General features: G+C 45.1%; 15 protein-coding genes, 1 tRNA gene and 1 CRISPR repeat array (1 of these 17 only partly in view). Of the genes, 3 read left to right on the forward strand and 13 right to left on the reverse strand.

Annotated elements, in window-relative coordinates:
• Positions 1-7,350: direct repeats of the CRISPR family, unit length 32 nt; unit sequence GTTTCAATCCACGCACCCGTGATGGGTGCGAA; it begins 1,473 nt to the left of the window's first position.
• A gap of 257 nt (positions 7,351-7,607) precedes the next feature.
• Entirely contained in the window at positions 7,608-7,898 is a 291-nt protein-coding gene (gene cas2, locus GYK50_RS04055) for a CRISPR-associated endonuclease Cas2 (protein WP_212564314.1), read from the reverse strand.
• Positions 7,899-7,936: 38 nt separating this feature from the next.
• Positions 7,937-8,968, reverse strand: a complete 1,032-nt coding sequence (gene cas1c, locus GYK50_RS04060; protein WP_071002008.1) for a type I-C CRISPR-associated endonuclease Cas1c — start codon at positions 8,966-8,968, stop codon at positions 7,937-7,939.
• A 110-nt stretch (positions 8,969-9,078) separates the two neighbouring features.
• Between cas1c and GYK50_RS04065 the strand changes: the two genes are divergently transcribed.
• Entirely contained in the window at positions 9,079-9,231 is a 153-nt protein-coding gene (locus GYK50_RS04065) for a hypothetical protein (protein WP_197496727.1), read from the forward strand.
• 34 nt (positions 9,232-9,265) lie between these two features.
• Here GYK50_RS04065 and cas4 read toward each other — a convergent pair whose 3' ends face one another.
• From cas4 to GYK50_RS04115, 10 genes are all read right to left on the reverse strand, one after another.
• Positions 9,266-9,901 carry a CRISPR-associated protein Cas4 gene (gene cas4 / locus GYK50_RS04070; RefSeq protein ID WP_071002007.1) on the reverse strand — a complete coding sequence of 212 codons (636 nt, stop codon included), beginning with the start codon at positions 9,899-9,901 and terminating at the stop codon, positions 9,266-9,268.
• An 87-nt stretch (positions 9,902-9,988) separates the two neighbouring features.
• Positions 9,989-10,882 carry a type I-C CRISPR-associated protein Cas7/Csd2 gene (gene cas7c / locus GYK50_RS04075; protein ID WP_071002006.1) on the reverse strand — a complete coding sequence of 298 codons (894 nt, stop codon included), beginning with the start codon at positions 10,880-10,882 and terminating at the stop codon, positions 9,989-9,991.
• Between the two features lie 56 nt (positions 10,883-10,938).
• Positions 10,939-12,975: a type I-C CRISPR-associated protein Cas8c/Csd1 gene (cas8c, locus tag GYK50_RS04080; RefSeq protein ID WP_212564315.1), complete on the reverse strand. Its 2,037-nt coding sequence runs from the start codon at positions 12,973-12,975 to the stop codon at positions 10,939-10,941.
• Complete coding sequence (cas5c, locus tag GYK50_RS04085) at positions 12,972-13,706, reverse strand: type I-C CRISPR-associated protein Cas5c (RefSeq protein WP_212564316.1); 735 nt, start codon at positions 13,704-13,706, stop codon at positions 12,972-12,974. Before cas5c ends, cas8c begins: the two co-directional genes overlap by 4 nt.
• Positions 13,707-13,770: 64 nt before the next feature.
• Positions 13,771-14,043 carry a hypothetical protein gene (locus GYK50_RS04090; protein WP_212564317.1) on the reverse strand — a complete coding sequence of 91 codons (273 nt, stop codon included), beginning with the start codon at positions 14,041-14,043 and terminating at the stop codon, positions 13,771-13,773.
• A gap of 236 nt (positions 14,044-14,279) precedes the next feature.
• On the reverse strand, positions 14,280-16,919 hold the full coding sequence (cas3, locus tag GYK50_RS04095; protein ID WP_212564318.1) for a CRISPR-associated helicase Cas3': 2,640 nt from the start codon (positions 16,917-16,919) through the stop codon (positions 14,280-14,282).
• A gap of 178 nt (positions 16,920-17,097) precedes the next feature.
• Positions 17,098-17,418, reverse strand: a complete 321-nt coding sequence (locus tag GYK50_RS04100) for a hypothetical protein (protein ID WP_186474103.1) — start codon at positions 17,416-17,418, stop codon at positions 17,098-17,100.
• 10 nt (positions 17,419-17,428) lie between these two features.
• Positions 17,429-17,719: a hypothetical protein gene (locus tag GYK50_RS04105; protein WP_071002000.1), complete on the reverse strand. Its 291-nt coding sequence runs from the start codon at positions 17,717-17,719 to the stop codon at positions 17,429-17,431.
• Positions 17,706-18,917 carry an Arm DNA-binding domain-containing protein gene (locus GYK50_RS04110; RefSeq protein WP_212564319.1) on the reverse strand — a complete coding sequence of 404 codons (1,212 nt, stop codon included), beginning with the start codon at positions 18,915-18,917 and terminating at the stop codon, positions 17,706-17,708. The genes GYK50_RS04105 and GYK50_RS04110 overlap by 14 nt, the downstream gene beginning before the upstream one ends.
• 11 nt (positions 18,918-18,928) lie before the next feature.
• Positions 18,929-19,144 (reverse strand): hypothetical protein, encoded by a 216-nt coding sequence (locus GYK50_RS04115; protein ID WP_093068677.1) that lies wholly within the window; start codon positions 19,142-19,144, stop codon positions 18,929-18,931.
• Between the two features lie 150 nt (positions 19,145-19,294).
• On the opposite strand from GYK50_RS04115, the gene GYK50_RS04120 reads away from it, so the two are divergent.
• Complete coding sequence (locus GYK50_RS04120) at positions 19,295-19,519, forward strand: helix-turn-helix domain-containing protein (protein ID WP_093068679.1); 225 nt, start codon at positions 19,295-19,297, stop codon at positions 19,517-19,519.
• Between the two features lie 242 nt (positions 19,520-19,761).
• Here the strand turns inward: GYK50_RS04120 and GYK50_RS04125 are convergent.
• Positions 19,762-19,838: transfer RNA gene (locus GYK50_RS04125), tRNA-Val, on the reverse strand.
• 313 nt (positions 19,839-20,151) lie between these two features.
• Between GYK50_RS04125 and GYK50_RS04130 the strand changes: the two genes are divergently transcribed.
• Positions 20,152-21,129 (forward strand): glutathione S-transferase family protein, encoded by a 978-nt coding sequence (locus GYK50_RS04130; RefSeq protein ID WP_093068682.1) that lies wholly within the window; start codon positions 20,152-20,154, stop codon positions 21,127-21,129.
• Positions 21,130-21,242: the final 113 nt, after the last annotated feature.

Genomic DNA, 21,242 nt, shown 5'->3' on the forward strand with positions numbered 1-21,242 from the left:
TTTCAAAGCTCATGATTTCTCACGTAAGGTTTCAATCCACGCACCCGTGATGGGTGCGAACGTAATAACCGTAAGACTAAAAAAGGCGGTAAGTTTCAATCCACGCACCCGTGATGGGTGCGAATGCTGGCACTGACGTTACCCCTGCTGGTATCTTGTTTCAATCCACGCACCCGTGATGGGTGCGAAGAGGCAGGTGTTTATGAGTGCTTATGGCGACCAGTTTCAATCCACGCACCCGTGATGGGTGCGAATATATTGGGTTGATGTTATTCGATGGATATGGCGTTTCAATCCACGCACCCGTGATGGGTGCGAATTTATATGCACCCTTACCTATACTTGAGCAATGATGTTTCAATCCACGCACCCGTGATGGGTGCGAATGAGTAATAGCCGCCTGTGATACTCATTGAGCCTGTTTCAATCCACGCACCCGTGATGGGTGCGAAAAATCAATGTGGGCGAAAGGGGTTATTTGTTTAGTTTCAATCCACGCACCCGTGATGGGTGCGAAGCGATTGCTTCTGGCGCAGAGCGCATTACTGTCGTTTCAATCCACGCACCCGTGATGGGTGCGAATGCGCTTTACTTTGCCAGCCTGTTTTTTGTCAGTTTCAATCCACGCACCCGTGATGGGTGCGAAAATATTACATGAGCACCGTGTTTTCGTTGTGATGTTTCAATCCACGCACCCGTGATGGGTGCGAATCATGAATACCCAGAGGCTGAAAACCTCACTCGTTTCAATCCACGCACCCGTGATGGGTGCGAAAAAATATTTACGCAATTGCAGAGAGGTTATCAGTTTCAATCCACGCACCCGTGATGGGTGCGAAACACCTCCTTCTTGGCCTGAATGGACGTTGATAGTTTCAATCCACGCACCCGTGATGGGTGCGAACGTTATACGATGCCGCCCGTAAGCGGTTCTTAGTTTCAATCCACGCACCCGTGATGGGTGCGAAGCCATTTACCATTGATATTGAGAAGGGAATAAGAGTTTCAATCCACGCACCCGTGATGGGTGCGAATTAGATGTTGAGGACGGTGTGGTTGAGTTCGCAGTTTCAATCCACGCACCCGTGATGGGTGCGAAGCAAAGCGATTGATATGGACGTTGTGGTCTATGTTTCAATCCACGCACCCGTGATGGGTGCGAAAAAGGCCGCCATTGCTAACTACGAGATAGTTAAGTTTCAATCCACGCACCCGTGATGGGTGCGAAGGTCACACAATCAACTACTACCCCACCAGCGAGTTTCAATCCACGCACCCGTGATGGGTGCGAAGGCTGCAAGGTCAGATAGCATCAGGTCAGTTTGGTTTCAATCCACGCACCCGTGATGGGTGCGAAAGCAAGTAAGTATTGATGATAGGGTAGTAATTGTTTCAATCCACGCACCCGTGATGGGTGCGAAGGACAATATAAAATAAGTGTTAGCGATTGGATAGTTTCAATCCACGCACCCGTGATGGGTGCGAATTTAGTCAATGAAGACTATCAAGTATGTATGATGTTTCAATCCACGCACCCGTGATGGGTGCGAATATCGCCAATATTAGCGTCATAATTTACTGATAGTTTCAATCCACGCACCCGTGATGGGTGCGAAGTATATGATGAAACAGCAACGCAAGCATGGCTGTTTCAATCCACGCACCCGTGATGGGTGCGAAAACATTGAGACGCAGTCTGATACCATTGATGACGTTTCAATCCACGCACCCGTGATGGGTGCGAATCCGACATATCAATCATAGCGGTAGATGAGTAGTTTCAATCCACGCACCCGTGATGGGTGCGAATCTAATTTGTTTTTGCTACCGTTACATAAGTAAGTTTCAATCCACGCACCCGTGATGGGTGCGAAACGGTTAGTAAAAACAGCAAAGTTGACTATGGCGTTTCAATCCACGCACCCGTGATGGGTGCGAATAATAATTCAGCATCTATGGCTGATGCTGAATGTTTCAATCCACGCACCCGTGATGGGTGCGAATGCTGCGTTTAGTGTGCTTATGCGAGTAGTGAGTTTCAATCCACGCACCCGTGATGGGTGCGAAAACCGACGGTAGATGTTTTTACCGCTTAAGTGATGTTTCAATCCACGCACCCGTGATGGGTGCGAATTTATCGCGACGCCAACCGCCAAACGCACGCTTGTTTCAATCCACGCACCCGTGATGGGTGCGAATTGACTAAGCAAAGACTGCTCAATGTCGGCTATGTTTCAATCCACGCACCCGTGATGGGTGCGAATGGACAAAGCGAGCAAAAAGGGTTCATAGCAGGTGAGTTTCAATCCACGCACCCGTGATGGGTGCGAAGGGAGATGTTAACTGGGTTCTATCAGCCATTAGTTTCAATCCACGCACCCGTGATGGGTGCGAACTATAGGGATATAATCTGTGGGAGGTTCTAATGTGTTTCAATCCACGCACCCGTGATGGGTGCGAAGTAACGCCTACCAATACAAAATAAGGAGCTAATGTTTCAATCCACGCACCCGTGATGGGTGCGAAGAGATGTTAGTGTATGATTACGTAGAATTAAGAGTTTCAATCCACGCACCCGTGATGGGTGCGAACTCTTTTTTATCAAAACAATCATACTCATCTTTTATGTTTCAATCCACGCACCCGTGATGGGTGCGAACAACGCAATACACTATAAAAGGCTAACATCATGTTTCAATCCACGCACCCGTGATGGGTGCGAAGCGTGAATATTATTAATCAAAACAAAGGAGTATGTTTCAATCCACGCACCCGTGATGGGTGCGAAAAGGATATAACAATGTTAGTATACGATTATGTAGTTTCAATCCACGCACCCGTGATGGGTGCGAATGTATTAGTAAAGGTATAGGGCTATCACCAGTAGTTTCAATCCACGCACCCGTGATGGGTGCGAAGTAGCAAAGATTAATTTATCCACGCAGGGTTTGTTTCAATCCACGCACCCGTGATGGGTGCGAACAGCCACATTATTACCAAAACCTACAGCTGTGCTGTTTCAATCCACGCACCCGTGATGGGTGCGAAAGTAAAGTTGAGAGCCGTTGATTGCATCGGTGGTTTCAATCCACGCACCCGTGATGGGTGCGAAATGCGTACCGCCAGCATCTTTTTCTACTATATTGTTTCAATCCACGCACCCGTGATGGGTGCGAATTTAGGTGGTCGCAATAGATGGGGGACATTAGAGGTTTCAATCCACGCACCCGTGATGGGTGCGAACATTCAATGATACACTAAATAGGAATTAAAACCATGTTTCAATCCACGCACCCGTGATGGGTGCGAAAGAGACGATAATAGTAATAACGAATACCTAGCAGGTTTCAATCCACGCACCCGTGATGGGTGCGAATAGCTACACGGCTAGGGGTTTTATCGTTTAAAGTGTTTCAATCCACGCACCCGTGATGGGTGCGAAGAGTTTACCGATGGATTGACACGCGCAGAACGTGTTTCAATCCACGCACCCGTGATGGGTGCGAATAAAGCCAAATGCTAAAGCACTTGCTAACGCTCAGTTTCAATCCACGCACCCGTGATGGGTGCGAACAAGATGAAATTAGACAGCCGTTGACCGAGCTAGTTTCAATCCACGCACCCGTGATGGGTGCGAAGACAGCTTCACCCACGCCATTAACTTCATTCTGTTTCAATCCACGCACCCGTGATGGGTGCGAAGTAAAAAGATATCTCCGATTGATGGTACGTCAGGTTTCAATCCACGCACCCGTGATGGGTGCGAAATTATTGAAAATCTAACCAAAACTAAAGAAGGTGGTTTCAATCCACGCACCCGTGATGGGTGCGAAGATGCGCTATGCTCATTTATTTACAATCTAGGCGTTTCAATCCACGCACCCGTGATGGGTGCGAATATTTGTAACAGATGCGTCACCACCTTTAGTTAGTTTCAATCCACGCACCCGTGATGGGTGCGAATGCTTTGCTAGTAGTGTGCGTTCATCTTGCGTGTTTCAATCCACGCACCCGTGATGGGTGCGAAGCGGCAGTGCCTCGGACTGAGCCTCGCTAAACGTTTCAATCCACGCACCCGTGATGGGTGCGAATTTTAGATGTTGAGGACGGTGTGGTTGAGTTTACCGTTTCAATCCACGCACCCGTGATGGGTGCGAATTCGACCGTGTACTCATTGCCAATTTCTTCAGGGTTTCAATCCACGCACCCGTGATGGGTGCGAAGCTGTAATATCAATAATTTATCAAAAGATCAAGTTTCAATCCACGCACCCGTGATGGGTGCGAAGACATTTTTAGACATTCAGTTATTCGATAAATTCGTTTCAATCCACGCACCCGTGATGGGTGCGAATTCGTCATTAATCCATTCATAGTCTCATTCCTTATGTTTCAATCCACGCACCCGTGATGGGTGCGAAGCTATATGCCACGCTATCTACGTCCTTCCAAACTGTTTCAATCCACGCACCCGTGATGGGTGCGAATCTAGCCCTATAGACGATGCGGAGGTGATTGATGTTTCAATCCACGCACCCGTGATGGGTGCGAATAAGCGCAAGCGCGGTCAGCTTGCCAAATGTGCCGTTTCAATCCACGCACCCGTGATGGGTGCGAAGTCTGGGGGGTGTTATTGGTTCTTACTATGCAGTTTCAATCCACGCACCCGTGATGGGTGCGAAGTTATTAGCCCTATCACCCTTACCAGTTTTGACGTTTCAATCCACGCACCCGTGATGGGTGCGAACGATGACCACGCTATTGACCGAGCGGCTCACTGGTGTTTCAATCCACGCACCCGTGATGGGTGCGAAGTTATTAGCCCTATCACCCTTACCAGTTTTGACGTTTCAATCCACGCACCCGTGATGGGTGCGAAGTGGGTTAGTGCGCCAGCCTTGAGCTGGCAATTGTTTCAATCCACGCACCCGTGATGGGTGCGAACATGAGCTTTGAAAAAGCAGTCGAGGCAAGGCCGTTTCAATCCACGCACCCGTGATGGGTGCGAACGGTTAATACCTTCTGCTAATGCCTCTTCGGAGTTTCAATCCACGCACCCGTGATGGGTGCGAACCAAGCCCCATGATAAGGTCTTTATGTTCAGGGTTTCAATCCACGCACCCGTGATGGGTGCGAATGTCGCTGCCACTGCTTGCGCGTTCTGCGCTTCACGTTTCAATCCACGCACCCGTGATGGGTGCGAAGGCATGGCTGATGTTGTGTTTACAAACTTTGCAGTTTCAATCCACGCACCCGTGATGGGTGCGAACCTGACCACCATGTTTGACTCATCACCTGCGGTGTTTCAATCCACGCACCCGTGATGGGTGCGAATTTAACTGACATCCAATTACAACAAGTTATTGATGTTTCAATCCACGCACCCGTGATGGGTGCGAACGCGTACTGCTAAGCTACAAATACAAGCTCATGTTTCAATCCACGCACCCGTGATGGGTGCGAAAGTTATTATGACTATTTAGCAAGTAATTTTATGTTTCAATCCACGCACCCGTGATGGGTGCGAAGCAATCCTAAATCGCAACCGCTTGCCTTGGCTGTTTCAATCCACGCACCCGTGATGGGTGCGAAGAGTAAATGAGATGTTAGTTTATGACTATGTAGTTTCAATCCACGCACCCGTGATGGGTGCGAACCTTTGTTTGGGTTTAAGTGTAAAGCGTTGAATGTTTCAATCCACGCACCCGTGATGGGTGCGAAAAATTGTGATAATCAATATCATCTAAATAGTTGTTTCAATCCACGCACCCGTGATGGGTGCGAATTAGATGAGTTATCAAGTGAAGGTGGTACTATTGTTTCAATCCACGCACCCGTGATGGGTGCGAATTCAGTCAAAGCAGTGGTCCTAAGCTGACCAGAGTTTCAATCCACGCACCCGTGATGGGTGCGAATATCTACGACAGCAAGGAGCTAGATCATGTTTGTTTCAATCCACGCACCCGTGATGGGTGCGAAACTCGTTGCCATGATTAACCCTTATGCAAAATGTTTCAATCCACGCACCCGTGATGGGTGCGAATATGAAACGACCTGATACGGTGCATGTGATGTGGTTTCAATCCACGCACCCGTGATGGGTGCGAAATAGTGATGCTGATGAGTATGAGGTGAGTGATGAGTTTCAATCCACGCACCCGTGATGGGTGCGAAGTGGTTGCGTGATGACAAAGAGGATTTTGACGAGTTTCAATCCACGCACCCGTGATGGGTGCGAAATGAGCGACCTAAAAGAGTCAGGGGCCATCGAAGTTTCAATCCACGCACCCGTGATGGGTGCGAATATGAAACGACCTGATACGGTGCATGTGATGTGGTTTCAATCCACGCACCCGTGATGGGTGCGAAGTACGTTCACGTTTATTTGACCGCTAAGGCTAAGTTTCAATCCACGCACCCGTGATGGGTGCGAAATGCAGCAACTAGCAGCTACGGCAGCTATGCAAGTTTCAATCCACGCACCCGTGATGGGTGCGAAACTTGCTGATAAGTTCTTACGGTACATGGATAAGTTTCAATCCACGCACCCGTGATGGGTGCGAAGAGACGTTGAATCACTTGCTTTACTGTCATAAACGTTTCAATCCACGCACCCGTGATGGGTGCGAAGCCTGCATCTTTACCTTTGGCCTCGCCCATGATTTGTTTCAATCCACGCACCCGTGATGGGTGCGAAGTAGCACATCAACAATGACCGAATTACTCAAAGGTTTCAATCCACGCACCCGTGATGGGTGCGAAGACTCGTTGCCATGATTAGCCCCTATAAAAAATGTTTCAATCCACGCACCCGTGATGGGTGCGAACGTTTGAACAAGACTACGCGCAGTGGCTACAAGTTTCAATCCACGCACCCGTGATGGGTGCGAACTGAATGAAGCCAAGAAGTATTTAAGTGTTCAAGTTTCAATCCACGCACCCGTGATGGGTGCGAACAGGCGCGTTGTACTTTACGGCTCACCGCAGGGCGTTTCAATCCACGCACCCGTGATGGGTGCGAACTGCCACAGCTGATAACGCAAATGCTAAAAAAGGGCGTTTCAATCCACGCACCCGTGATGGGTGCGAACAGAAAAATATGCTCGCTCGCTATCCTGACTTTGTTTCAATCCACGCACCCGTGATGGGTGCGAAAATCAAACCCGTAAAAAATTGGCGAGATGGCTGGTTTCAATCCACGCACCCGTGATGGGTGCGAATGCAAATAGCTAAGATGGATATGCTATGTGCAACGTTTCAATCCACGCACCCGTGATGGGTGCGAATCGGATATCGATGCAAACCCCCATTACTGCTTGGTTTCAATCCACGCACCCGTGATGGGTGCGAAAGCCCCTAGTTTAAGTCGCTAATAAGGTTAAGGAAAAACCTTGGAATATGCGAACGTCTAAACCATGAGCGAATTTGGCAAACATCTTGCTTACCAAGTTTTTAATGTGAGAAAATAAAGATAGTGAAATCAAGTTGTTAAATAGCATTGCGATCCCTTTGCGAGTCTCCTAGAGATTTTATGTACACTATAGGTTCGCATCGACCTTATGACAGTCAAATAGTAGGTTTAAAAGTGATTATTTATAATGATAGCGGCTAAAACAGCAATACATCGTTTAAGTCTAGCACAGGTTTTGCTCCTACGTGCTCTACTTTACTTTGCCAGTTTTTACCAAGATAGTAATAGCGCAAACTATCAACGCTATGATCGATAATATCTTCAAGCTTGGCTCTAAGCATTGCCCACTCAGCTGGATTGACCTCAATTTCAAATACTGAGTATTGTACCCGTTGCCCATAGTTCAAACAATGCTTAGCAATGTGGCGCAGACGTTTGGCACTCGATGCACCCTCTGAGCTGATATCGTAAGTGACCAATACCATCATAATAACCTTCCTTGTTTATTTATTCTTTATGCAGCAATTTATTTCCATAAAAAAGGAATATAAGCATCAATATCGCCCCTAATATGACGCGCCATAATTGTCGCCTGCAAATGCGGTAGTAAACCAAAGGGTACGGTTTCCTCAAACCATTCATGATAAATGGTTTGCTGCTTACGGTCATGCCATGCCTTAAAAAAGGTTTGCCTAGCCTCATCCTTAAGCCAAACTGCGCCATTCGCTTCAGTCTTAAAGTCTGATTTACCCAGCTGCTTTTTATTAATAAGTGATAATACAAAGCGATCGACGATAGGACGAAACTCTTCAACTAAATCTAATGCAAGTGAAGGGCGCCCAGGGCGTAGTTGATGGAATACCCCGCAAGACGGATCAAGTCCTACGGTCTCAAGTGCACTACGGCAGTCATGAGTCATTAAGGTATAAGTAAAAGAAAGTAGGGCGTTGACGGCGTCGGTCGGCGGATTGCGAGTGCGTTTAGCAAAGCTAAAATCAGGGTTGCGAATAAATTGTGGAAACACACTAAAGTAAACGCTCGCCATCTCACCCTCACGACCTAACAGGTCAGGCAAGTTTTGCGTAGTCAATATTTTATTGAGACCGCGCTCTAAGCGCTGCTGCGCTGAGTCCAAGCTTTTAATTGTAGACTCATCTAGCTGGCTTTTATAATCGCGCAGATAGCGGCGAATGACTTGGCGTTGATTATGGACTTTACCTAAGATAATACTATGACAGATTGGCTGTACGCGCTTAGGGTCGTCACTGATGCGATATTGCTCACGGCGAAGGAGTACATTGCCACTGACCGCACCTTCGATACGCGCTTGGAACTTACCATATTGATTGAGATGAGTGATGGTAATGGCGTTTTCGGTACAGTGCGCCATCAGTGCAGGTGATATCGACACTTGCCCAAAGCAGACAATCGCATCGAGCTTATGAATAGGGACGCGACCTTTGACCTCATAGTCGATATTCATAACGACGTTTTCGCCCTGTTTATTGAGCCATGCGCCTTGGGTTTGCACGAATAAGGTATTTTTTAATGAGCGCATAGGGTTTCCTAATCATTATTTTCTAGCGTTCAGCTGTGTATTTTTGAATATAGCTCTTTATTGTGCTAGGTTAAATGGACTACTTCTCAACTATTATCAAGGAATAAAACATGAGTTACTCCAATAACGAAGCTGATATGCAAAATCCTAACAAAGGGTCTGACGGTACTAACAAAGCCTATGACCAGAATCAAGGTAATAAAGGCAAGCAGTTAAATCCACAACAGCCGAAGAATGATGCGCAGCCGCAACAAAAGGATTAATAGCTTCACTGCTTTATGCAAATACATTAATAAATTAGTGATCCGTTTCTTCTAAACTGGTCACTATTTTTTTGTTTAACCAAGCCTTGGCATTTTTATTAAAAACCTTAGGATGGCAGATGTCTTTGAGTGAACAATTTCGGCATTTACTGGTACTATAACTTGGCTTTGGCGTCTGCTTAGATTCAATAATATGCCGACACTCGTTAATCGCATCTAAGGTAATTTGCCGCAGCTCCTCATCAAAACCTACCGTATGACGGCGACGGGTTTTACCATAAAACAGCGCGCCCTCACTGACGGTGCAATCATGCATATCTTCTAAGCATAGTGCTTGCGCGCACAATTGCACTTCATCCGCACGATGTGATTTGGGCTTACCGCGTTTGTATTCGATAGGAAACGGAATTTGTGCGCCTGTATCATCGGTGTGATATTCGACCACATCAGCAACCCCCTCTAATCCAAGTGCGCGATGGCCAAGCGGTAGCGTGCGCACGGTCTTTATATTGCCACGCGTATCGTGTCCGCCACTGTTGACCTTTTCGTGCATGACTTGCCCTTCGGCAGTAAAGACATTCTCCGCCCACGCGCACTCAAGCTCAATCAGCGCAAACTGACGCGGACAGAATAAGTAATGCTGCAAGCGGGATAGGTAGAGGGTTTGCATTTGTGTCCGCCTTTTTAATTAAAAAGGTGAGCAAGCGCTTATCGTTTACGCCTGCTCAATATCTATGACGATACGAAAAGTTAAAGGTTAAAACCCTTCAATAATATTAGGCTCTAATTCTGCTAAAGCTGACTTTAACGCGTCTTCATCAAATGCGCCGTGATTATCAAGCAATTCTTTTAAACTGCGATGCACCTTAGCAGATGAGTGTTGCCCTGATTTGCTGCTATGTTCCCACCAAATGACCTTTTTGACCTGCATGCTGCCTTCAGGACGAGCAGAGGAAGCGTCACCTTCGAACAGCTTAGGGAGTATCTCTTTGATCTTGTCGGCATCAGCATCACTAAAACCTGTACGTTCCGCCAGTTGCGGCGTAATCGCACCATAAGTCACATAGATGCCTTTATCCACGCGGTGCTTCATACCCATCGTATCGCTGCCTTTTTTCGTACCATCGCCTTCACCACTGACGCTTTTGGTGATTTGGGTACTGGTGATATCAACAGGCTGTAAGCTAAAGGCAGATTGAATACTGACAGGACCACGGATAGGGATAGAGACACCATCAGCATTTTTAGCATCTGCTTTAAAGGCAAACACTTGACCAAAGGCACGTACATCGAACCATTTTTCACAAGCTTTTTGCGCTGTTTCATCACGTTTGGCTTCAATGTTTTCTTTTTTGTTGGCTTCAAAGGCGTTTTTGCCTAAACCAACGTCTTCGTCATAAGCACGATTTTTTAAGCTGGTCATGCCATCCGTTTTTTTCTCATCCGACTGTACAAAAATAGTTTCACCCGCCTCTTGTAGTCGATCGCGGATTTTGCGTTTTAGACACACATCAGTAATCTCGCCATTCCCTGCAAAGTCAGTACGAGGACGGTTACCGTTTAGGGGGTCGCCGTTTGGATTGGCATTATTCACTTCAATAATGATGGCAAAATCAATTTTATGGTTTAAAGTATTTTCGTTGGCGCTCATGAGGTTTCCTCTTATTTGTCATTAAAAAAATAGGGTGTTGTTGGACACTGATTGGGTTATGCAGCATCGCTATCATTTTCTACTTCGGCTTTCGCGTACTCTTTGTCTAATTTAAATTGCATTTTTTGGCTGTGATATCCTAATAAAAATTCTCCCGATAATGCTGAATCATCGGTAAAACGGTCGCTGGTAAATGCACTCATAATTTCATCAATCAGCTGCTGTTTTTTAGCCAAGTAGCCGCCACGATTGGATTTTAGGCGGTTTTCATAAGGCTTTAGTGCCAGCTCAATGTTGCGCCATGTGGTAAAAGGTCGATTGGCGAACTGTTGCATATAGCGCTGGGCGGTGGTGTTGCGCTTTTCTCCAGCGACATATAGCGCGAGGCTTTCGATGTCTTCAGCAACTGCCAATAAACGTCCGTATAGATAGTCTCGGCTGGTAAGCTCAGGTTGTAGTGCCACGGTATAGCTCCTTTTTTTATCGTCTGATTGTCTTAAATAATAGCCACGGTATAAGGCGCACGCTGTACTTAGCGCCTGCTCCCACTCCCAGTGCTCAAGGGCCAGTGGGTTACAAGCGCGTTTGATGCACAGCTCGACCAGCTGTCTAGGAAAGCGGCGTGCTTCTCCTTCAACGATACAGGGCAATACTTGAGCGACCACTTGTTTCTTTAACGCATCGGACAGGCGTGCGCCATAGGCAACCTGTGCAATCTGCTTTGGGGTAGGCGATTGAATACCCAGTCGTTGTTGGTTGCTGTCATCATCTCTATAAGTGTGATACCACGCAAACTGCGTATACCACGCTTGTAAGGCGTCTATATATTCACTGGGCATACTTTCATGGTAGTACGTCACCGCCATACGTCCAGGGGTGGCGGCCTCTAAGCTAATAATAGAGATTTGCTGATGCTCGGGCAGTTGTTGGCGGTAGCCTTGTAAGGTATTGCGTAAATGTGTGGCAAAGCGATAACCCAAGTCGTTACGGTGCTGAAACGTAGGTTCTGTGTCTGATGCTTCGTCATCGTCATATTCTTCAAAGTCATTACCGTCGTTGTCAGATGTCTTAGAGGCGTCTAGTACGTCCAGCGGTGCGGCGACGCTGGTTGGTTGCGGCACTTCGATACCTGATATTGACCATGCAACGATGGCTTGTCCCGCTTCTTCGCGTCCTTGTCGCGACAGCAGCCATGATAGCGCGGCGTGCGCCTTTTCGGTGACCACGGCGCTAATACCTGCTGCCTGCATACCTGTTGTATCGGTAAAGCGACCACGAAACGTGTAGCCTGTCGCATCATTAGCAGAGATGAGTTTGGCATTGGTCGCGCTGCGTAAGATGCGGTTGGGGTGCTTGCTGGCGAGTGGACTGGTGTTACCAGTGATATAACAAAAGCCATCGGTACTGTCTAAAGTGGCGTAAAACTGCTGCCATGCGGCAAACAAGCTGTCATCACGCCATGTCTCGGTGACGTGCTGAATAGGACTGTCTAAACTACTGGCAATGACATTCCACGCAATAAATGCCGCCCCTTGATCGAAGACGCCTTTGTTTTTATTGAGCGCCGCTAAAATGCTATCGGGATAATCGCTGGCTTGTTCAGGGTAGGCAAGCTTGCTTTGGTCATCAGGGTCAGTAATTAAAACATGAGCGTCGATTAAATCTTTGACCAGTGTGCCTTTTTTGACGTAAGTTAAGACGGCTTGTGCTTTGGGATGTGAATGTTCGGAGCTGCACCATGTAGATAATATGTCTTCATATAATGGATACAAATCTTTTTTATTCTGACTGTAATCAAAAAAATCTTTAGCAACATATTGCAGCTTATCGGATAGTGGATGTGCTACTGCACCCGATGTGCGATTGGCAGAGTCATTGGTCGCAGGAATGGCAAGGTATTTTGACTTAACTTTGCCATTGTCGTCGCGGCACACCTCAGCACGGACAAAGTCACCTTTGACGTTAATGGTGACGATAATTTGCACGTTTTGATTGACATGATAATAAGGCATCAGCTTCTGGTCTTGCGCTTGGATGTCGGCGTTTTGACTGGCGGCTTCATAGGTTTGGTAAAGTCGTTGTAACCAGCTCATAACGAGGCCTCCGTCTGACTTACTGACTGCATGTTATTATCAAGCGCAAAGTCTTTGGCGCTCATATTGCGGACAAAGCGGTTTGGCATCCCGTTTTGGGCATCTAGCGTTAAGTTGTCTGTAGGCTTTGGAAAATCAATAACGCCAAAGTGCATAACGGCTTGCCAAAATCGGCTGTGCAGTGCGTCCAAGCCAGTCTCGTCAGGGTAGGCAAAACTATGAAACATCAAGCCATAACCCAGTTCATCAACGTCATCATAAGCACCTTTACCGCTACCAAACTCGCAAGGCTCAACATAGCCTTGGCATTCGCGTGTACCTAAAAAGATGTCTTGGCGTCCGCCTTTATTCAGCATGCGCTGGGCAATACTGTAATGTTTGCCATCAATGCGGTCAGCGGCCAACTCGGGGCGGTGCATGTTCCATTCAAAGTGCGCTTGCACTTGATAGGCGACATCATGCAAATAGGTGTAATACGCCAAGTCGTTACCGCTTTCATTAAACTTAATCGGCTTGACACCTTTGGTTTGTGTGCGGATAGGATTGACGACGCGCACTCTGTCGATATACCAGATGATGGAGGGTTTCCAGTAAATAGATTTACAAACCCCTTTTAACGCCTCATAAGTCGGCAGATGATAGCTGGTTTTTTCGCCACCAATACGAGTGATGGGGTCGGTAAACAGGGCATGACGCCCTGTAAGTAAAAATTCAATTTGGTTTTCTTTCATATCATGTCAGTTCCTTTTATTGAGTAATGCAAGTCTCAAAAAGAAACTTGCATCAATAATATGTCTAATACGTCAGACTATTATCTAACCAGTCGATAATATTCTTTGAACCAAAACCAGAATAAGGTTTTTTCAGTGTAATTATCCAAATGGTGTCATTAGCATCTATTAAATTTTCAAATTGTGAGTAAACTTGGCTTGGAGTTAAGGAAGTGGTGATTGCGTAACTTGACTCGGAAAGTCTAGCCCAACCTCCAAAGCTTTTGATTTTTTCCAGAACTTTGGCATGTTTTTGTCCGGGCGAATTTAAATCGTAAGTAACTAGTAGAGCCGCCATAAATCTTTTCCTTCTATGATGAATGAATGTAATCAATGACTACATACTCATACTATAGCTAATAATTTATAATTACAAGTTCTATAAGCTAAAAAGGCTATGTTGAGATATATTGTTTTATGGTATAATTACTATTCATCATTTTATGATGTGGATTGAAACTATAAGCTAAATAGGCTAGAAAGCACTTGGCAACGTCTGTCTTACCACAGTCGTTGCCATTTTTGTTTAACCTACTACATTCCAAAATCCATAAAATCCAGCTTGCCATCACCTGCGATATTCAGCCCCATCTGTGCATCATAAAACGTCTCTGATAGAGTAAGAATGCCAGTGTCTCGTACTTGGTGAATGGCGTTTTCGTCCATGAGTTTATCCAACATAAATGGAAAGACATTGATACTGTACTGCTGGGCGTCGTGTACCAGCTGATAAAAGTGATTGTCACTCACGCTTGTATTGTAAAGGGCACTAATCAAGTGCCGTCCTTCCTCAAGATACGGCACAATAATGGCTTTGGTTGGTGCGTCGATGGCTTTAAATGTGCGCCCTGCGTCCATAAAGGACTGCCAAAGCTGCGGAAATTGCTCGGCTTGATGCCGCTGCGCATTGTTATTATTAGTCAATGGATTGGTGCTATTACTGCTCAGCCAGTTATATAAGGTTTCGGTACCTGCAGATTTACCTTTACTGTCTTTAATGGGATATGCCATTTCTTTTATACCGTGCTCGGTCTGATAGTAGTGATGGAAAAACTGCTGCATGATGTCGGGGTGCAGCAAATGTACATCGCCATACGCGTCATGCGCCCATTGGGACAGAATATTGCTCATGATGGCCTTGCCTTGAGCGATGGTAGGCAGTTTACTTAGGTTTTCGCTCTCTGGACGTACGATAAATACTTGCCCTTTGACAGGCTTGTCTTGGTCGTCACGCATCTCACCATGACGGTTACAGCGTCCCGCCGCCTGCGCAATACTATCAAGCCCTACTAAAAAGCGCACGATGGAACGAAACGACACATCCACGCCAGCTTCAATCAGTTGGGTTGATATAACCAAAGTCGGTAAACCTTGTTTTAAACGGTTTCTAATTTGGTCTAATAAGTCTTTACGGTGGCGAGCGCATTGGGACGTACTTAAATGATATAGCTCGTTTTCAGGCACGGTGTCTGATAGTTTCTGATACAGCTGACTGGCCCACGTCTTAGTATTAACGATAACCAAGGTGCTGCTAAATTGAGCAAAATTATGATTAACATAATTTGTCAAGCCATCTAAATCTTGAGGGTTTTTAGTATGGTCATGAATATCGACGCGCTGCAAAGTATCGAATAGGGTATGTAGCTGAGTGCGCTCGCCAATGATTTCGGTAGCAGAGTTCAAGCTGCCATTGTGTGCTATCGGTAAATTGTCCAGTACGGGCTGGGTGGCGGTGCACAGCACGGCGCTAGAGTTGGCGTGAGTGGTCAAAAAATTGAGCGCGCTACAAAATAGGTAGTAGCAATTCATTGGTAATGTCTGTATCTCATCAAAAATGAGCACCGCACGGCTTAGCTGATGCAAGCGTCTGACGCCTTTGGTGCCGCCGCCAAAGCAGCTTTCTAAAAACTGTACCATGGTGGTAAATACAATGGGAGCGTTCCAATTATCCATAATCAGTTTGCTCTGCCACGTCTGTACGTCAGGCTCTAGGTTTGAATGTTGTTCTAACACCCATTGACCATCAAAGACACCTTTGGGGCCTTCTTCTTCTAAAATTTTGCGCACCTCAGCAGCGTTTTGTTCAATGATGCTGGTAAAAGGGATGATATAGATAATGCGGTCGAGGTTGTGGCGTTTAGCATGCTGCACAGCAAAGCGCAGGCTGGCAAGCGTTTTGCCGCCACCTGTTGGTACGGTCAAAGTAAAAATACCTTGGTCAGACTGCGCCGCGTGTAGGCAGGTTTGAGCGATGTGGTTACGTTGTTCGTTGATTGGGTTTGGCGGGCTGTGCTCTGCTTTATCAGCGAAGCCTTGATAAAGGGTTTCGATTTTATCTATCGCGATTTGCCAGTTTGGTCGCTTATAGTCTAAAAGATGGGCTTGATTTGGGTGTTCGAAGGCGATGCTGTTGCTACGGTCAGCATCAATCAGACAGCTAAACAGTAAACGAGTCAAAAATCCCAAATAAAAGTCTTTTTGCTTGTCCGTAGCGCGACTATCAGCCATGATTTTTTTGACAATGCCTTGAAACTCTTTAAGCGTGTCTTTTTTAAAGCTGTCATCCAATTGCGCAAACAGCTGCTCTTGCTTGGCACGCTCTAGGGCTTGGGTATAGTGGGTTTTTTCTTCAGGTTTGTTTTTGCGGTTGAGTAAATATGGTTGGGCATTTTGTCCGACGACATTAACAAGACCGCTATGATGTGATGCCACGCAAATGAACATCATATCCGCCAGTAGTTGCCCCTCATAGCGGCGGATTTTTTGTTGTGTATGTGCTTTTAGATAACTTGAGCCTAATTTTTCAAACTGCTCTTTAAGATAAATAGCGCCCGCTGTAGAGTGGTCCACTGAGCCTTTCGTTGGTTTCCCTCTACGTAATATTTCAGCCTCTTCATCTTCATCTAAACCCAGTTCTTTATAGTTATCATGGATGACACACTCTTTTATATATTCTTGAAACGCCGTGCTGTATTTGCCAAGGTCATGTACCAGTCCAATCAATTCACCTGATAATGGCAGCCCGATTTTCAGGGCTAGCGCCCTACTTATTTCTGCCGTTCCTGTTAAATGATCATAGAGTAGCTGCTCAGCGCCATCACTTTGCCGTACATGCGCAATAAACTTCTGCTCAAGAGAGTCTGCTTGCTTATTTTGAATATTTAGATTTTTCATTGGTGCGCTATTATCCAAACATAAGTTGTTTAAAATATTTAGGATAACAATATCTTAATTTAGTAAGGGTAACAACATATAATTGAAGCATTCGCGACAACAAATGTCGTTAAAGATTTAAAAGGCAATAAAAAACCAGATAACCTAAGTTATCTGGTAATTAATTACACTTATTAGTCTATCTACTTACAGTAATCTGACCACCTGAAAAGCTGATACACCCCTCACAAAACCAAGAGCGCAAACTTCTTGCATAAGGTATATCTGCTGGTACATCAAGCTGGTATGGACGACCACAGTACTCACAGTGTACGTCATCTAAATAAACCTGACATTTTGCAAGTGTAGCAAACAATTCATCAAACTCTATGTTGTGGTCGTAACAAAGCAGTTCTAAATGCGCTATATAATCACTGGGCGACACATAGGACCAATACTCATGGCACAAACGCTTTTTTGTATCATCAAAAGCTGAATCAAAGACGAAGTTCATGCTCATAATACCCTCCTTAGTATCCATAGCCAGTTTGTGGTAGTAGCTCGTAGAGCTCACTCTGTAGCTGACTACACATATCATCAACGACATAGTCAGGATTGACATCTAAGCGCGTCTGAACCCATATGCGCAGCGCCATATAATTATCAAAGCAACTATCAATACTTAGGAACCTAGCCAAACCAGTACCTGACTGAATACAGAGCTCACAAATGAGGTAGTTAGCAATATTATCTGCGCCATTACTGACATAGCCACTAGGTTTAAACGTCGCATGCAATATATCGTAATCAATCATCTTCATTGTGAGGCCCCTTATCGGTAGATACCTGAGCAATCTGACTGCGATTGACCAATGCTTCAAATGCACTACCATCCTGCCGAGTCATATTCGGTACGTAACGGCTATACGTGTTGAATAGCATCTTGGTCGTAGAGTGTCCCATTTGACTGGCAATCCATTCAGGACTTTCGCCAGCAGCCAACCATAGCGTCGCTGCAGTATGACGAGTCTGATAAGCATTGCGCTTTTTCAGACCTAAAATTTTAAGAGTTGGATGCCAAACACGCTTATTCACGTTGTTGTAATCAAGTGGTTCACCCGTATGCGCGCAGAACACATAGTCAGAACGCTTGTATGTAATGTCTTGCTGCTCCACTAGGGCCTCATATACCCAAGGAGACATCTGAATAGCTCTATAAGACTCCTGCGTCTTAGGCGGTACGATCTTACCTTTGACCAAAGCTTGCTTAATGACAATCTCGCGACGATTAAAGTCGATATTTTCCCAAGTTAAGCCATCGATCTCACTCGTACGCATACCTGTAAAGAATCTTACTAAGTAATAGTTACGATAGTCTTCCCTAACGCCGTTAATGAACGTCCAAACCTCCTCAAGCGTGAAAGGTTGAATATCAGTCTTAGGCTCCTTAAGGGATTTAATATCGTAGTAAGGGTTTTCAAAATGGTAGCGTTTAGAGGCTTCTTTTAGTATCATACCTAAAGGTACCATTATCGAATTGATGCGTGCCGCTGACAGATGTTTGTTAGCTTTTCCGTACGTTACTTTGGCGAGCGATGAACGGAAGGCTAATACATCTGTCTTTTTTATGATATGAATAGGCTTAGTGCCAAACTTAGGCAATAAATACATATCAATAATTTCTTTAATCTTACGTTTGTAAGTATCACGCCATTCGATCTCTTTTTCAGAAAACCATAGCAGCGCAAATTCCTTAAATGAAAGGACGTCACTTTGAAGACAGTCCTTGCGATCACTTAACGCCATCATCTCATCGCATTTATCGCTTTTGGGGAAATACTTAGCATAACTAAATATGCCCAAGGTAATCTCTGCTTCCATTTTTTCAATCACTTTTTCAAGCTTTTTACGATTCGCTGGCGTGTCAATGAGGTTTGTCGTCTCCCTACAGCGTTTGTTCATATAGCGAAAGTCGACAAATAGCATATTGCTACCCTTACGTGTCCTAATACTAGCCATGATAGTTCTCCTTATTGTAGTGCCATAGCGTTGATGCTACCGGTAATACCAGTACGCATATCTTTTTCGATCTCTTCCCAAACATATAAAATTTTGCGTCCACCAAACGGCCGGATGTAATGAATACCTTCGATAAGCACAGTATCTTTGAGCTCATTACGTATCGTACGAGGGTTATACTTAATGAGCTCAGAAAGCTCTTGGGTAGTTAGGTAGGTATGTGACATAATAAATTCCTTATAAGCCAATTAAATAACTAGATTGTTTTATCGAGATAACAAATAATTTTATGAAAGTATTTTGTTGTTCGATAGAAGTACTTTACTAGCTATCGTAAGTCGATGCAAGTACTTTTTTAGTCTATTGAGGAATTATTGATGATTTTATGTAATTTACCGGTACTACTAGCTGAACGGCGTATGAAAGTGGCAGATTTGATAAGAATGACAGGAATTAGCAAGTCGACTATGCACAAGATCTATAATGAGCAAACATCAAGAATCGATTTCGAGACTATGGATAAAATTTGTGAGGCATTAAATATTGAGGTAGGTGATTTATTTACTTATGTACCTAACGAGTCGCTAGATGAAGAAAAGTAAATTAGTTTTAGGGTGGTTTTAGAACAACTAGAGTAGAGGTCAAAAAGACTATATTGATAAATAGGAAAAATTAAGGGAAGGCGCAACTTGGGCACATTTTGGGCACACAGATTTTTCAGTGCTAATTGTTTAAATGTAGAAAGGTCTAAAGTCTAATTAATATTAATCTATCTATTCCGCCACAGCCCTTATATCTCAGGCATAAAAAAAGCCCCAATCTTAAGATTGGGGCTTTTCGAATCTGGTAGGCGTAATCGGATTCGAACCAACGACCTCTACCATGTCAAGGTAGCGCTCTAACCAACTGAGCTATACGCCTATTTAGGCCATGCATTTTAGCAAGTTTTTCAGACTTTGCAAGCCTTTTTTATAATTATCTTATTTTATTATCATAGTATTTGACGTCGCGCGTTATTATCAAACACTACAGTATGTTTTTTATGTATATTTTCTAAATATTTATTTTAACCAGTTTAGTTTTTATTGTTAATAACAGAGTAAAACTTAATGGGTAAGCTCTTATAACTGATATCATATTCCTCTAACGAATGTGGTTGTCATAAGAGCAATGATGTAAAGTCATTTGTGTCAACTAGGTATTCAACGAAAATTAGAATTAGTCGGAGAATGACATGGGCTTATTGGTAGATGGTAAGTGGCAAGACAAATGGTACGACACGGAAGAAAACGGCGGGCGATTTGAGCGTGAAGATGCCGGGTTTAGGAACTGGATCACCGCAGATGGTAGTGCAGGTCCTACGGGCGTAGGCGGGTTTAAGGCTGAGCCTGATCGCTATCACCTGTACGTGTCGCTAGCCTGTCCTTGGGCACACCGTACTTTAATTTATCGTAAGCTCAAAGGTTTGGAGCAGATCATTCCGATCTCTGTGGTCAACCCTTACATGGGAGAGAATGGTTGGACGTTTGCAGAGGGCGAGGGAGTAATCCCTGATCCGCTTATCCATGCAGATTATGCTTATGAGCTTTATATTAAAGCAAAACCCAATTATACGGGACGGGTTACTGTTCCGATTTTATGGGACAAAAAGACCAATACGATTGTGAGTAATGAATCATCAGAGATCATTCGTATGTTTAATTCAGCTTTTGACGACGTTGGCGCTCTGGCAGGCGATTTCTCGCCAGCATCGTTATTGCCAGAAATCGATGATATCAATGCGTTTGTCTATACGACGATTAATAATGGGGTGTACAAGGCTGGATTTTCGACCACACAAGAGGCTTATGAAGAGGCGGTGATTGAGCTGTTTGCTGCATTAGATACACTGGAAGCGCGCCTAGCAGATAAGCGTTACCTCACAGGGAGCACTATCACCGAAGCGGATTGGCGACTGTTTACCACCTTAGTTCGTTTTGACGCGGTCTATGTTGGGCATTTTAAATGCAACCTACGCCGCATTATCGACTATCCAAACCTGTGGGGATATCTGCGTGATCTATACCAAGTTCCAGGTATCGCTGAGACCGTGAATATGGAGCACATCAAGCAGCACTATTACACCAGCCACGCCAATATCAACCCCACTCGTATCATCCCTATTGGCCCTGCTATTGATTTTACAACAGCCCATCATCGTGATCAGCTATAGACATGTTTGCTTTATACATGTGAACAAAAAAGGCTAAGCATAAATAGAATTTCAATAAAAAACACCCCAGCGACTATGAAGCAGCTGGGAAGCAGCTGGGGTGTTTTACAATG

The organism is Psychrobacter pacificensis (assembly GCF_018336615.1).
Lineage (GTDB): Bacteria > Pseudomonadota > Gammaproteobacteria > Pseudomonadales > Moraxellaceae > Psychrobacter > Psychrobacter pacificensis.

Coding starts and splice junctions, on each gene's coding strand:
- GYK50_RS04105 (WP_071002000.1), bottom strand. CDS start 17,719: ATGAAGATGATTGATTACGATATATTGCATGCGACGTTTAAACCTAGT.
- GYK50_RS04090 (WP_212564317.1), bottom strand. CDS start 14,043: ATGGCGGCTCTACTAGTTACTTACGATTTAAATTCGCCCGGACAAAAA.
- cas5c (WP_212564316.1), bottom strand. CDS start 13,706: ATGAAAGAAAACCAAATTGAATTTTTACTTACAGGGCGTCATGCCCTG.
- cas3 (WP_212564318.1), bottom strand. CDS start 16,919: ATGAAAAATCTAAATATTCAAAATAAGCAAGCAGACTCTCTTGAGCAG.
- GYK50_RS04110 (WP_212564319.1), bottom strand. CDS start 18,917: ATGGCTAGTATTAGGACACGTAAGGGTAGCAATATGCTATTTGTCGAC.
- cas4 (WP_071002007.1), bottom strand. CDS start 9,901: ATGCAAACCCTCTACCTATCCCGCTTGCAGCATTACTTATTCTGTCCG.
- cas2 (WP_212564314.1), bottom strand. CDS start 7,898: ATGATGGTATTGGTCACTTACGATATCAGCTCAGAGGGTGCATCGAGT.
- cas1c (WP_071002008.1), bottom strand. CDS start 8,968: ATGCGCTCATTAAAAAATACCTTATTCGTGCAAACCCAAGGCGCATGG.
- GYK50_RS04065 (WP_197496727.1), top strand. CDS start 9,079: ATGAGTTACTCCAATAACGAAGCTGATATGCAAAATCCTAACAAAGGG.
- cas7c (WP_071002006.1), bottom strand. CDS start 10,882: ATGAGCGCCAACGAAAATACTTTAAACCATAAAATTGATTTTGCCATC.
- GYK50_RS04130 (WP_093068682.1), top strand. CDS start 20,152: ATGGGCTTATTGGTAGATGGTAAGTGGCAAGACAAATGGTACGACACG.
- GYK50_RS04115 (WP_093068677.1), bottom strand. CDS start 19,144: ATGTCACATACCTACCTAACTACCCAAGAGCTTTCTGAGCTCATTAAG.
- cas8c (WP_212564315.1), bottom strand. CDS start 12,975: ATGAGCTGGTTACAACGACTTTACCAAACCTATGAAGCCGCCAGTCAA.
- GYK50_RS04120 (WP_093068679.1), top strand. CDS start 19,295: ATGATTTTATGTAATTTACCGGTACTACTAGCTGAACGGCGTATGAAA.
- GYK50_RS04100 (WP_186474103.1), bottom strand. CDS start 17,418: ATGAGCATGAACTTCGTCTTTGATTCAGCTTTTGATGATACAAAAAAG.